Raw genomic sequence first — 12,924 nt, 5'->3', positions numbered from 1 at the left:
ACTCCATGAGCACCCACGACAACATCGTTCTCAACGTCAGCGGCGCGTCCAAGCGCTTCGGCGGCGTGCAGGCCCTGTCCGACGTCGGCATCCAGATCCAGCGCGGCCAGGTCTACGGCCTCATCGGCCCCAATGGCGCCGGCAAGACGACCTTCTTCAACGTCATCACAGGGCTGTACGTGCCCGACGGTGGCAACTTCTCGCTGGGCGGCACGCCCTACAAGCCGCAGGCCGTGCACCAGGTCGCCAAGGCGGGCATCGCGCGCACCTTCCAGAACATCCGCCTGTTCGCCGACATGACGGCGCTGGAGAACGTCATGGTCGGCCGCCACATCCGCACGCGGTCCGGCCTGTTCGGCGCCGTGTTCCGCACGCCGGCCTTCAAGGCCGAGGAAGCCGCCATCGCGGCGCGGGCGCAGGAGCTGCTGGACTACGTCGGCATCGGCCAGTACGCGGGGTTCAAGGCCCGCACGCTGAGCTACGGGGACCAGCGCCGCCTGGAGATCGCCCGCGCACTGGCGACCGACCCGCAGCTCATCGCGCTGGACGAGCCCGCCGCCGGCATGAACGCGACCGAGAAGGTCACGCTGCGCGAGCTGATCGACCGCATCCGCAACGACGGCCGCACCATCCTGCTCATCGAGCACGACGTGAAGCTGGTCATGGGCCTGTGCGACCGCGTGACGGTGCTGGACTACGGCAAACAGATCGCCGAAGGCACGCCGGCCGAGGTGCAGAGCAACGAGAAGGTGATCGAGGCCTACCTCGGCGCCGGCCACAAGGCTCATTGAGCAGGGCAAAGAACATGGCAGAAGCAAGCAAGCAAACCCTGCTCAAGGTCAGCGGCCTGAAGGTGGCTTATGGCGGCATCCAGGCCGTCAAGGGCGTCAGCTTCGAGGTGCGCGAGGGCGAACTGGTGTCGCTGATCGGCGCCAACGGCGCGGGCAAGACGACGACGCTGAAGGCCGTCACCGGCCTGCAGCCCGCCGCGGCCGGTGAGATCACCTACCTGGGCCAGTCCATCAAGGGCCAGGGTGCCTGGGACCTGGCCAAGAAGGGCCTGGTCATGGTGCCCGAGGGCCGCGGCACCTTCACGCGCATGACCATCGTCGAGAACCTGCAGATGGGCGCCTACAACCGCCGCGACGCGGAGGTGCCGGCCGATATCGACAAGGTCTTCGCGCTGTTCCCGCGCCTGAAGGAGCGCGCCAAGCAGCTGGCCGGCACGATGTCCGGCGGCGAGCAGCAGATGCTGGCCATGGGCCGAGCGCTGATGGCTCGCCCCAAGGTGCTGCTGCTGGACGAGCCGTCCATGGGCCTGTCGCCCATCATGGTGGACAAGATCTTCGAGGTCGTGAACGACATCCACCAGCAGGGCGTGACGGTGCTGCTCGTCGAGCAGAACGCCAGCCGCGCGTTGCAGCTTGCCAATCGCGGCTACGTGATGGAGTCCGGCGAGGTGACGATGGACGGGGAAGGGCAGGCCTTGCTCAACGACCCCAAGGTCCGGGCCGCCTATCTCGGCGAGTGAACAAAAAACGCCCGGCACTGCCGGGCGCTTCGTTTCAGATCTGGCTTCAGGCCGGCTTGACCAGCTTGCTGCGCGCCCAGTCGTCGGCGACGCGGGCGGGCGTCGAATCGGCCGTCTGTACGCGCTGCAGCAGCTCCTCGACGCGCTCGGCGATCCTGCTGACCTCGGCCATGACGGCGCCTTCCTCGCCCTCGCCGCGGTACTCGCGGGCGACGCTGATGATGCCGCCGGCATTCACCAGGTAGTCGGGCAGGTAGCAGATGCCACGGGCCTGCAGCGCATCGCCGTCGGTGGGCGTGGCGAGCTGGTTGTTGGCGGCGCCGGCGATCAACCGCGCGCGGATGTTCGGCACGGTCTTCTCGTTCAGCGATGCGCCCAGCGCGCAGGGCGCCAGCACATCGACCTCGGCGGCCAGGATCTCTGCCACATGCGCCGGCGTCGCACCGAACTGCACGACGGCGCGGGCGACCTTGTCGGCGTCGACGTCGGCCACGACGAGCCGCGCGCCTGCGGCATGCAGGAACTCGGCCAGGTGCCAGCCCACGGCGCCCAGGCCTTGCAGGGCCACGCGCACGCCTTCCAGCGACGAGCGGCCCAGCACCATGCGTGCACCGGCCTGAATGGAAACGAACACGCCCCAGGCCGTCTTGGGGCTGGGGTCGCCACCGAAGGCACCCTCGCGCGGGATGCCGCTGACGAAGGGCGTGACGGCCTGCATGCCGCGCATGTCGGCCGTCGTCGTGCCCACGTCCTCGGCGGTGATGTAGGCGCCACCCAGCGACTGCACGGCGCGGCCGAAGGCGGCAAAGAGGGCGGGGCGGTCGAAGGCGCCTGGCGGCTTCAGGATGACGGCCTTGCCGCCGCCGAAGGGCAGGTCGGCCAGCGCGTTCTTCAGGCTCATGCCTTGCGACAGGCGCAGCGCGTCGTTCAGCGCGTGGAGGTCGGAGTCGTAGTGCCAGAGGCGGCAGCCGCCGAAGGCGGGACCGCGCGCGGTGCTGTGGACGGCGAGGATGGCCTGCAGGCCGGTGGCCGGATCGGTGGCGAGCAGCACGCGCTCGTGGGCGGTCTGGTCGGGCAGGCCGAAGAGGGAGGTCGGGTTCATGCGTTCGGCGCTTTTGGCGCGGCAGTGATGGAAAAACGGCCACGCTTTTGGCGCGGCCGCTTGCCAGTGTATCGGTGTGCCGGCGCTCAGGGGCCCTGGAAGCCGCCCCGGCGGATGGTCAGCACCAACGTGTCGCGCCAACCGCGCTCGCCGGCGGTCAGCGGCTGGATGGGCGTGGTCTCGTGGATGACGCGCTCATCGTCCAGCAGCAGCAGCGTCCACGGCTCGGTCATCGTGAAGCGCTGGCCGGCCGGGCCGTCGGCCTCGAACACACGCGACTCGCCACCCTTGATCTGGTGGCGGGCCACCAGCAGCACGGCGACGAGATCCACGCCGTCGCGGTGGGCGCCTTCGGGCGTGGGGCGGCCGATGCCGTCGCTGGTGTCGATGCGGAAGGGGTGGGCTTCGATGAACCAGGGCTGCTCGCCCTTGAGCCCCGAGGCCGCGCGGGCCAGGCCCAGCAGCAAAGAGCGCCAGACGGGGGATTCGGCCATCTCCTGCGCCAGCGGCACGTACCAGCGCTGGATGCCGCCGTGCAGCGCGTTGTAGTCCACCGGCTGCCAGTGGGCACGGTGAGGCGCCAGCGTCAGCGTGTCGCCGTCGGCGACGAAGCAGCCGTGGCGGCGGAAGCGGTAGCGGCCGCCATCGCGCAGATAGCCGTCGGGCGGCAGGTCGTCCCAGCAGGGCTTGAGCGTGTCGAGCTCGGCGGCGGACACGCCCAGGGCACCGAGCGAAGACGGCGCCAGCACGGCCTCGCCATCACGCCTGAGGGCGCCGACAAGGTCGGCGGGATCGGTCCAGGGCGGCTCGAACATTTATTGAATCAGGTACTTGTAGTTGCGGCCCACATTCGCCCGGCGGCGAATATGACCCTTCACTGCAAACATGGCACCGCTACGCGCCGCCATGTTTGTCGGCTTCCGACGTGAATGCGTCGGCGTAGAACTCGCCTTCCGGCAGGCCGCACTGCGCGACGTAGTCCTTGTGCGCCGAGTCCACGACGATGGGTGCCCCGCAGGCGTAGACCTGGTGGCCGGACAGGTCCGGCAGGTCTTCCATGACGGCGCGGTGGACGAAGCCGGTGCGGCCGGTCCAGCCCGCGTCGGGCTCTGACAGCACGGGCACGTAGCGCAGCGTCGGCCATTCGGCGGCGACCTGCGCGGCCCAGTCGTTCAGGTACAGGTCGGCCTGCTTGCGGGCGCCCCAGTACAGCACCATCGGCCGCTTGGACTCGATGTGGCGGGCACGCTCGATGATGGCCTTGATGGGCGCGAAGCCGGTGCCGCTGGCCAGCAGCACGATGGGCTTCTCGCTGTCCTCGCGCAGGAAGAAGCTGCCGAACGGGCCTTCCATGCGCAGGATGTCCTTCTCCTTCAGCGCGCCGAAGACGTGGTCGGTGAACTTGCCGCCGGGCATGTGGCGGATGTGCAGCTCGATCTGGCCCGGCAGCGTGTGCGGCGCGTTGGCCATGGAGTAGCTGCGGCGCGAGCCGTCGCGCAGGATGAACTCGACGTACTGGCCGGCGCGGAACTGGAAGTTCTGGTTGGCGGCCAGCTGCATCGTCAGCACGGCCACGTCGGGCGCGGGCTTGAGCATCGCGGCGACGCGCGTCGGCAGCTTCAGCACCGGGAATTCACCCGCGCCGGGCACCGTGCGGGCCTCGATCGTGCAGTCGGTCTGGGGGCGGGCGCAGCAGGTCAGCACGAAGCCGGCGGCTTCCTCCTCGGCCGACAGGGCCTTGGGCTGGTGGTTGCCGTGGATGACGGCGCCTTCGAGCAGCTTGCTCTTGCAGGAGCCGCAGGCGCCATCCTTGCAGCCGTAGGGCAGGCCCACGCCGTTGCGGATGGCGGCGGCAAGCAGGGTGTCGTCGCCCTCGGTGGTGTAGACGCGGCCGGCGGGCTGGATGGTGATCTGGTGGGACATGGACGATGCAAAAAGCAGCGGCCCAGGGTGGGCCGTAGACTGGCTCGTATTTTGCCCGAGGCCATGAAACCCAGACTCCTGATCATCGGCTGCGGCGACGTGGGCTTGCGTTTGCTCAAGTTGCTGGCCGGCCGCTGGCGCGTGTTCGCGCTGACGTCCAGCCCCGGCCGCGCGCCGGCGCTGCGCGCGGCCGGCGCCGTGCCGCTGGTCGGCAACCTGGACGAGCCCGCCACGCTGGCGCGGCTGGCCGGCCTGGCCGACCGCGTGTTGCACCTGGCGCCGCCGGCCCGCGATGGCGACGCGGACGAGCGCACGCGCTGCCTGCTGGCCGCGCTGGCGCGCAAGCCGCCCGCGGCGCTGGTCTATGCCAGTACGACCGGCGTCTACGGTGACTGCGCCGGTGATTTCATCGACGAGACACGCGCGCTGAACCCCGCCACCGACCGCGCCCGCCGCCGTGTCGACGCCGAGGCCTGCTTGCGCGCCTTCGGCCGCCGCCATGGCACGCGCGTGAGCCTGCTACGCATCCCGGGCATCTATGCCCGCGACCGTGAAGGTGGCCACCCGCGCGAGCGATTGGCGAAGGGCACGCCGGTGTTGAGGTGGGAGGACGACGTCTTCACGAACCACATCCACGCCGACGACCTCGCCCATGCCTGCCTGCTGGCGCTGCTGCGCGGCCTGCCGCAGCGCGCCGTCAACGTCTGTGACGACAGCCAGTTGCTGATGGGTGACTACTTTGATCTCGCCGCCGACCTCGCCGGCCTGCCGCGGCCCGAGCGCATCACGCGCGAACAGGCCGCCGAGCGCATGAGCGCGATGCAGCTGAGCTTCTGGAGCGAGTCACGCCGGCTCGTCAACACGCGCCTCAAGCAGGAACTGCGACTGGCGCTGCGCTACCCGACGCCGCGCGAAGGGCTTTGAGGCAACGCTCAACGTCGGCGTGACGAGCGCCAGTGGCTGATCAGCAGCCACGCGCCCAGCATGCCGCCCAGATGGGCGAAGTGGGCGACGTTGGCGGGGCCGAACTCGAACAGCCGCGCGCCCATTGCCAGCTCCAGGCCGCCGAAGATGGCGACGAAGTACTTGGCCTTCATCGGGATGGGCGGGATCAGCGGAACGATGATGCGGTTGGGGAACAACATGCCGAACGACAGCAGCAGGCCGAACAGCGCGCCCGAGGCACCCAGCGTCGGCGAGTGCGATCCCGTCGCCCACGTGAACAGCAACTGCACAACGGCCGCGCTCAGCGTGCTGGCGATGAGGATCTGCGTGTAGCGCTTCGGACCCCAGACACGCTCCAACTCACCGCCGAACATCCACAGGCCCAGCATGTTGAAGGCCAGGTGCCACAGACCACCGTGCAGGAAGGCGTAGGTCAGCACCTGCCAGGGCATGAAGAATGGCGACGTCAGCGGCCACAGCTCGAACCAGGGCTCCAGGCCAGGGAACAGGTAGAAGAAGCAGAACGCACCGACGCAAGCCAACAAGAAGGCTTTGGTGACCGGAGGCAGAGGCGGCATGAGTCGCGGTGGGTCGCCCGGGGAGGGCGCCTGCACCGGGAAGGCCGGTGCTTACCGTTTTGAGTATGCCAGGGGATAGCGAGCTGTTTCTTCTGGTGCCTCGGGCCGGACTCGAACCGGCACACCTTGCGGCGGGGGATTTTGAGTCCCCTGCGTCTACCGATTTCGCCACCGAGGCCCGTCGGAAACAACTTTCTCGCTGTCGCAGCGAGGGGCTGGATTATGCACTCGTCAAGGCTCAGGTCTTGAGGTCGCTGCCACAATCGTTCGCCATGAACTATCCGACCCTCGAAGACGTCATCGGCGCGACGCCGCTCGTGCGCCTGCAGCGCCTGCTCGGCGCCGACGCGCGTGGCAACGTGATTCTGGCCAAGCTGGAGGGCAACAACCCCGCCGGTTCCGTGAAGGACCGGCCGGCCATCAGCATGATCAAGCGCGCCGAGGAGCGCGGCGAGATCAAGCCCGGCGACACGTTGATCGAGGCGACTTCGGGTAATACCGGCATCGCGCTGGCGATGGCGGCCGCCATCCGCGGCTACCGCATGGTGCTGATCATGCCGGAGGACCTGTCCATCGAGCGTGCGCAGACGATGAAGGCTTTCGGTGCCGAGCTGATCCTGACGCCCAAGACCGGAGGCATGGAGTACGCCCGCGACCTGGCCGAGCAGATGGTGCGCGAAGGCAAGGGCCGGGTGCTGGACCAGTTCGCCAACCCCGACAACCCGCGCGCCCACTACGAGACCACCGGCCCCGAGCTGTGGAAGGACACGGGCGGGCGCATCACGCACTTCGTCAGCGCCATGGGCACGACGGGCACGATCACCGGCGTGTCGCGCTTCCTGAAGGAGAAGAACCCGGCTGTGCGCATCGTCGGTGCGCAGCCGGCCGAGGGCTCCCGCATCCCCGGCATCCGCAAGTGGCCCGAGGCCTACATGCCCAAGATCTACGACCCGACGGGCATCGACGAGCTGGTGCTCGTCAGCCAGAGTGATGCCGAGGACATGGCACGCCGCCTCGCTCGCGAGGAAGGCCTGTTCGCCGGCATCTCGGCCGCGGGCGCCTGCTGGGTGGCGCTGCAGATCGCCAAGCAGGTCGAGAACGCGACCATCGCCTTCATCGTCTGCGACCGCGGCGACCGCTACCTGTCGACGGGCGTGTTCCCTGCATGAAGCCTTACCGCTTCTGTCCCGACTGCGCGAGCGAGCTGGCGCTGATCACGCTGGCCGAGGACGGTGGCGACAAGGAGCGGCTGCGCTGCGCTGCCTGTGGCTTCACGCACTGGAACAATCCGACGCCGGTGCTGGCCGCCGTCATCGAGTGCACCGATCGGCATGGTCACGTGCTGCTGGCACGCAACGCGGCCTGGCCGGGCCGGTTCTTCGGCCTGATCACCGGCTTCATGGAAGCTGGCGAATCGCCGGAAGAGGGTATCCGCCGCGAGATTGCGGAAGAGACGTCTCTGGAAGTCGACTCGTTGCAGCTGCTGGGCGTCTGGGATTTCCAGCGCATGAACCAGATCATCATTGCCTACCACGCAGCGGCGCGCGGAGACATCAGGCTGTCGCCCGAGCTGGTGGAATACAAGCTGATTCCGCCCGAGCAGGTGAAGTGCTGGCCGCAGGGCACGGGCCAGGCGCTGGCAACGTGGCTGCGCACCAAGGGCATCGAGCCGCAGTGGCTCGACCTCACGGACATGAAGCGAGAATGAGGCGATGGACGTCCAACGCGAGATCGACACCCGGGGGCTGAACTGCCCGCTGCCCATCCTGAAGGCCAAGAAGGCGTTGGCGGAGATGGCCAGCGGCGACCTGCTGAAGGTCGTCGCGACCGACCCGGGGTCGATGCGCGACTTCCAGGCCTTCGCGCGTCAGACGGGCAATGAACTGGTGCAGCAGCAGGCTGCCGGCACCGAGTTCATTCACGTGCTGCGCAGGCGCTGATCAGAGCGAGAGGCTCTGCAGGTATTCCTTGAAGCCCGCGCCAAGCTGCGGGTGGGCTAGAGCCAGTTCGACATTGGCCTGCAGGAAGCCTTCCTTGCTGCCGCAGTCATAGCGCTTGCCTTCGTAGCGGTAGGCGAACACCTTCTCGCGGCGCAGCAGGCCGGCGATGCCGTCGGTCAGCTGGATCTCGCCGCCCACGCCGCGTGGCTGGTTGGCGATCTCGTGGAAGACGCCGGGCGTCAGGATGTAGCGGCCGGCCACGCCCAGGCGCGACGGAGCGTCTTCAGGCGCGGGCTTCTCGACGATGCGGTTCACGTCCATCAGGTTGTCGTTGACCTGCGTGCCGGCGACGATGCCGTAGCGGCGCGTGTGCTCGGCCGGCACTTCCTGCACGGCCAGGATGGAGGCGCGCCAGTCGGCGAACTGCTCCACCATCTGCTTCAGGATGCCGCGGCCGGGCGTGGGGCCCACCATCAGGTCGTCCGCCAGCAGCACGGCGAAGGGCTCGTTGCCCACCAGACGCTGGCCGCACAGCACAGCGTGGCCCAGGCCCAGCGCCTGTGCCTGGCGCACGTAGATGCACTCCATGTCGTTGGGCTTGACGCTGCGCACGACGTCCAGCAGCTCCTGCTTGCCGGCCTGTTCCAGCGCGACCTCCAGCTCGAAGGTCATGTCGAAATGGTCTTCGATGGGGCGCTTGTGGCGGCCGGTGACGAAGATCATTTCGCGCACACCGGCCTCGTAGGCTTCCTCGACCGCGTACTGAATCAGCGGCTTGTCGACGACGGGCAGCATCTCCTTGGGCTGGGCCTTGGTGGCCGGCAGGAAACGCGTGCCGAGACCGGCAACCGGGAAGATGGCTTTGGTGATCGGTGATCGAGACGAAGAGGCCATGGGTACACTGGTTGACTAGGGTTGCCAAGGATTGTGTCACGCGGGTTGTGACGGTTTTGCCCCCTGAGTCGGCCACAAATAGAACATGACCGTCCTGATATTGGAGCCGTTGGAAGCCGATGTCGTGCAGTGGCTCGCCGAGCGACACGATGCACGTTTCGCGCCTGAACTGGTTGGCGACCCCGAAGGTCTGCTCGAGGCGTTGCAGGATTCGCGCGCCCTCATCGCGCCGCCCGAGGTGAGGGTGGACGCCGAGTTGCTACGCGGCGCGCGCACGCTGCGCGCCATCGGCCGCGCCAGCGGCGGCGCCGAGAACATCGACATGGAAGCCTGCCGGCGGCAACGCATTGAGGTCGTGCGCTCGCAGGCGTCGACGGCCAGCGCCGAGGCGGAGTTCGCCATCGGTGCGCTGCTGAGCCTGCTGCGCCGCGTGCCCGTCGAGGGCAGTGACGGCCTGAAGGTGGGCCGCGAGCTGGGCTGCTCGACCATCGGCCTGCTGGGCCTGACGCCGGCAGCCCAGGTGCTGACGCAGCTGCTGCAGGCTTTTGGTTCGCGCGTCGTCGGCTATGACCCCGCGGTGCACCCCAGCGATGCGACCTGGGCGCGCTGGGGCGTCGAGGCGGTCAGCCTGGCACAGCTGATGGAGCAGAGCGACGGCCTGGTGCTGCTGCTGCCTTATTTCGACCGCTACCGTGGCCTCGTCGGCGAGCGCCAGCTGGAGACGACGCGGCCGGGCCAGGTGCTGGTGGGGCTGAGCCAGTCGGGCATCGTCGACGAGCGGGCACTGGCGCAGGTGTTGCGCAGCGGCCGGATGCGGGCAGCGTGGTTCGACAGCCTGGAGCCGGGCTGGCTGGAGTCGGGCCGGCCGCTGCACGGCATGACCCATCTGCAGGTCACGCCGCGGCTGGCGGGCACGACCCGTGAATCCCGCGTGCGGGCGGCCTGGGCCGTGGCGCGCGGCATCGATCAGCTGCTGAGCCCGGCGGCAGGCGGCAAGAAGCCGCCGGCCAAGGCGTCGCTGGCGTACTAGGCCGGCAGGCGGGCCAACTGCTCGCGCAGGCGGGCGACCGTTTCCTTGAAGCCGGCCACGCGGGCGCGCTCCTGCTCGACGACGGCTGCCGGCGCGCGGGCGACGAAGCTCTCGTTGCCCAGCTTGGCTTCGGCCTTGGTGATCTCGCCTTCCAGGCGCGTGGCTTCCTTCGTCAGGCGCGCGCGCTCGGCTTCGACGTCGATCTCGACCTTCAGCGCCAGCTTGGCCGCACCGTGCACCAACACGGGCGACGTGGCGCTCTGCTTGGCGAACTCGGCCTCGTCGGCGATCAGCTCGACGGCGGACAGCTTGGCCAGCACCTTCAGCACGGCGGCGGCTTCGCTCAGGAAGGACAGGTCGCCGCCGACCAGCAGCGGCACGCGGTCGCTCGGGCTCAGGGCCATCTCGGCGCGCAGGCTGCGCGTCGTGCCGACGACCTCCTTCAGCTGCGCCACCCAGGCGTCGGCCGTGGCATCGATGCGCTCCGGCTGGGCGACGGGGTAGGGCGCCTGGCCGATGTAGTCCACCGTCTTGCGGCCGGCCACGGGGGCCACGGTCTGCCACAGCTCTTCGGTGATGAAGGGCGCGATCGGGTGCAGCAGGCGCAGCGTCGTCTCCAGCACGCGGATCAGCGTGCGGCGCGTGGCGCGCTGCTGGCTTTCGTCGCCGGTCTGGATCTGCACCTTGGCGATCTCCAGATACCAGTCGCAATACTCGTCCCAGACGAAGCTGTAGACGGCGTTGGCGACGTTGTCGAGGCGGTATTCGGCAAAGCCCTGCGCCACGGCGGCTTCCACCCGCTGCAGCTCGCTGGTGATCCAGCGGTCGGCCTGGCTGAACTTGTTGTAGCCGGGCGGGCAGTGGCCTTCTGCGTGCGCGAGGCCGCAGTCCTGGCCCTCGGTGTTCATCAACACGAAGCGCGTCGCGTTCCAGAGCTTGTTGCAGAAGTTGCGGTAGCCCTCGCAGCGCTTGGTGTCGAAGTTGATGTTGCGGCCCAGGCTGGCGTAGCTCGCCATCGTGAAGCGCAGCGCGTCGGCGCCGTAGGCCGGCATGCCGTCGGGGAACTCCTTCTTCACGCGGGCGGCGACCTTGGGTGCCGTCTCGGGCTTGCGCAGGCCGACAGTGGACTTGGCGGTCAGCGTCTCCAGGTCACAGCCCTGGATGAGGTCGACCGGGTCCAGCACATTGCCTTCGGACTTGCTCATCTTCTGGCCCTGCGAGTCACGCACGAGGCCGTGGATGTAGACGTCCTTGAACGGCACCTTGCCGGTGAAGTGCGTCGTCATCATGATCATCCGGGCGACCCAGAAGAAGATGATGTCGTAGCCCGTCACGAGCACGGACGACGGCAGGAACAGCTCCTGCTCCAGCGTCTTCTCGGGCCAGCCCAGCGTCGAGAACGGCACCAGCGCCGACGAGTACCAGGTGTCCAGCACGTCGGGGTCGCGGGTCAGCTCGCCGAGGTAGCCGGCGGCCTTGGCGCGGGCATGTGCTTCTTCCTCGCTGCGGGCGACAAACAGCTCGCCGCCCGTGCCGTACCAGGCCGGGATTTGGTGGCCCCACCACAGCTGGCGCGAGATGCACCAGTCCTGCAGGTTACCCATCCAGTGGTTGTAGGTGTTGACCCACTGCTCGGGGTGGAATTTCACGGCGCCGGTGTCGACGGCGGCGATGGCCTTGTCGGCGATGCTCTTGCCGTCGGCGCTGGGCTTGGTGACGGCGACGAACCACTGGTCCGTCAGCATCGGCTCGATGACCTGGCCGGTGCGCTCGCAGCGCGGTACCTGCAGCTTGTGCTTCTTGATCTCGACCATCAGGCCCAGGGCCTCCAGGTCGGCCACGATGCGCTTGCGGGCGACGAAACGGTCCAGCCCGCGGTAGGTCTCGGGTGCGTTGTCGTTGATCTTGGCCTGCAGATCCAGCACCGCGATCATCGGCAGCTTGTGGCGTTGGCCGACGGCGTAGTCGTTGGTGTCGTGGGCCGGCGTGACCTTGACGACGCCGGTGCCGAACTCGCGGTCCACGTAGTCGTCGGCAATCACCGGAATCTCGCGATCCGTCAGCGGCAGCTTGACCAGCTTGCCGATCAGCGCGGCGTAGCGCTCGTCCTCGGGGTGGACCATGACGGCCACGTCGCCCAGCATGGTCTCGGGCCGCGTCGTCGCGACGACCAGCGAGCCCGAACCGTCAGCCAGCGGATAGCGGATGTGCCACAGCGAGCCGTCTTCCTCTTCGGACGATACCTCCAGGTCCGACACGGCGGATTGCAGGATCGGGTCCCAGCTGACCAGGCGCTTGCCGCGGTAGATCAGGCCTTCCTCGTAGAGACGCACAAAGGTCTCGACGACGACGGTCGAGAGCTTCTCGTCCATCGTGAAGTACTCGTGGCCCCAGCTCACCGAGTCGCCCAGGCGGCGCATCTGGCTGGTGATGATGTTGCCGGACTCCTGTTTCCAGTCCCACACGCGGGCGACGAAGTTCTTGCGGCCCAGGTCATGGCGGCTCTGGCCGGCGGCCTGCAGCTGGCGCTCGACGACGATCTGCGTCGCGATGCCGGCGTGGTCGGTGCCCGGCACCCACAGCGTGTTGTCGCCCTTCATGCGGTGGTAGCGCGTCAGCGAGTCCATCACCGTCTGGTTGAAGGCGTGGCCCATGTGCAGCGTGCCGGTCACGTTGGGCGGCGGCAGCTGGATGCTGAAGGATGGCTTGGCCGGGTCCAGGGTCGGCGCGTACAGGCCGGCAGCCTCCCATTTCGGGCCCCAGTGGGCTTCCAGGGCGGCGGGTTCGAAGGACTTGGCAAGTTCGGTCACAGGGCGGTCTCGGCTGGCGCCCCGTGCAGAAACGGGGCTTGTCGTCAGGGGAGGAAGGGCGCGATTTTAAGGGTCGCCCCCGATACAAAACGAAACCCGGCGATACCGCGGCGAGATGCTCTGCGAAGGCGTGCCCGGAATGATGGCAGCCATCCCAACCACCGGGCCTAG

Annotated in this window: 13 protein-coding genes and 1 tRNA gene; 7 read left to right on the top strand and 7 right to left on the bottom strand. The window is 68.4% G+C overall.

The window, feature by feature from the left end; translation table 11 throughout:
• Positions 1–5 precede the first annotated feature (5 nt).
• Positions 6–791, top strand: a complete 786-nt coding sequence (locus ACG04R_RS04520; protein WP_394406705.1) for an ABC transporter ATP-binding protein — start codon at positions 6–8, stop codon at positions 789–791.
• Between the two features lie 14 nt (positions 792–805).
• Positions 806–1,531, top strand: coding sequence for an ABC transporter ATP-binding protein (locus ACG04R_RS04515; protein ID WP_394406703.1), 726 nt, complete (start codon positions 806–808; stop codon positions 1,529–1,531).
• A gap of 46 nt (positions 1,532–1,577) precedes the next feature.
• On the opposite strand, the gene ACG04R_RS04510 is transcribed toward ACG04R_RS04515, so the two are convergent.
• The 3 genes from ACG04R_RS04510 to ACG04R_RS04500 form a co-directional block, all read right to left on the bottom strand.
• Entirely contained in the window at positions 1,578–2,633 is a 1,056-nt protein-coding gene (locus tag ACG04R_RS04510; protein WP_394406701.1) for a Leu/Phe/Val dehydrogenase, read from the bottom strand.
• Between the two features lie 86 nt (positions 2,634–2,719).
• A complete protein-coding gene (locus ACG04R_RS04505) occupies positions 2,720–3,448 on the bottom strand; it encodes a 2OG-Fe dioxygenase family protein (RefSeq protein ID WP_394406699.1) in 729 nt (242 codons plus the stop codon).
• A 79-nt stretch (positions 3,449–3,527) separates the two neighbouring features.
• Positions 3,528–4,556 carry a CDP-6-deoxy-delta-3,4-glucoseen reductase gene (locus ACG04R_RS04500; protein ID WP_394406697.1) on the bottom strand — a complete coding sequence of 343 codons (1,029 nt, stop codon included), beginning with the start codon at positions 4,554–4,556 and terminating at the stop codon, positions 3,528–3,530.
• A gap of 63 nt (positions 4,557–4,619) precedes the next feature.
• Here ACG04R_RS04500 and ACG04R_RS04495 point away from each other — a divergent pair, with 63 nt between their 5' ends.
• A complete protein-coding gene (locus tag ACG04R_RS04495; protein WP_394406695.1) occupies positions 4,620–5,480 on the top strand; it encodes an NAD-dependent epimerase/dehydratase family protein in 861 nt (286 codons plus the stop codon).
• An 8-nt stretch (positions 5,481–5,488) separates the two neighbouring features.
• On the opposite strand, the gene ACG04R_RS04490 is transcribed toward ACG04R_RS04495, so the two are convergent.
• Complete coding sequence (locus tag ACG04R_RS04490) at positions 5,489–6,079, bottom strand: rhomboid family intramembrane serine protease (RefSeq protein ID WP_394406693.1); 591 nt, start codon at positions 6,077–6,079, stop codon at positions 5,489–5,491.
• 93 nt (positions 6,080–6,172) lie between these two features.
• Positions 6,173–6,257 (bottom strand) — tRNA-Leu (locus ACG04R_RS04485).
• A gap of 94 nt (positions 6,258–6,351) precedes the next feature.
• On the opposite strand from ACG04R_RS04485, the gene cysM reads away from it, so the two are divergent.
• Genes cysM through ACG04R_RS04470 form a run of 3 tightly spaced genes read left to right on the top strand, consistent with a single transcriptional unit; the run spans position 6,352 to position 8,019 of the window.
• On the top strand, positions 6,352–7,248 hold the full coding sequence (gene cysM, locus ACG04R_RS04480; RefSeq protein ID WP_394406691.1) for a cysteine synthase CysM: 897 nt from the start codon (positions 6,352–6,354) through the stop codon (positions 7,246–7,248).
• Positions 7,245–7,787, top strand: a complete 543-nt coding sequence (locus ACG04R_RS04475; RefSeq protein WP_394406689.1) for an NUDIX domain-containing protein — start codon at positions 7,245–7,247, stop codon at positions 7,785–7,787. Before cysM ends, ACG04R_RS04475 begins: the two co-directional genes overlap by 4 nt.
• Positions 7,788–7,791: 4 nt before the next feature.
• On the top strand, positions 7,792–8,019 hold the full coding sequence (locus ACG04R_RS04470) for a sulfurtransferase TusA family protein (protein ID WP_394406687.1): 228 nt from the start codon (positions 7,792–7,794) through the stop codon (positions 8,017–8,019).
• Here ACG04R_RS04470 and galU read toward each other — a convergent pair whose 3' ends face one another.
• Positions 8,020–8,913, bottom strand: a complete 894-nt coding sequence (gene galU / locus ACG04R_RS04465; RefSeq protein ID WP_394406685.1) for a UTP--glucose-1-phosphate uridylyltransferase GalU — start codon at positions 8,911–8,913, stop codon at positions 8,020–8,022. It lies immediately after the preceding gene.
• Between the two features lie 85 nt (positions 8,914–8,998).
• Between galU and ACG04R_RS04460 the strand changes: the two genes are divergently transcribed.
• A complete protein-coding gene (locus ACG04R_RS04460; protein WP_394406682.1) occupies positions 8,999–9,943 on the top strand; it encodes an NAD(P)-dependent oxidoreductase in 945 nt (314 codons plus the stop codon).
• Here ACG04R_RS04460 and ACG04R_RS04455 read toward each other — a convergent pair.
• Complete coding sequence (locus ACG04R_RS04455) at positions 9,940–12,753, bottom strand: valine--tRNA ligase (protein ID WP_394406680.1); 2,814 nt, start codon at positions 12,751–12,753, stop codon at positions 9,940–9,942. The two genes, ACG04R_RS04460 and ACG04R_RS04455, sit on opposite strands and share 4 nt — an antisense overlap.
• Between the last annotated feature and the right edge of the window lie 171 nt (positions 12,754–12,924).

The sequence above is a fragment of the Pelomonas candidula genome (assembly GCF_043555985.1).
GTDB classification, from domain to species: domain Bacteria; phylum Pseudomonadota; class Gammaproteobacteria; order Burkholderiales; family Burkholderiaceae_C; genus Pelomonas; species Pelomonas candidula.
Note: the sequence above shows the minus strand (reverse complement) of the source record. Positions and strands in the feature narration are given on the sequence as shown.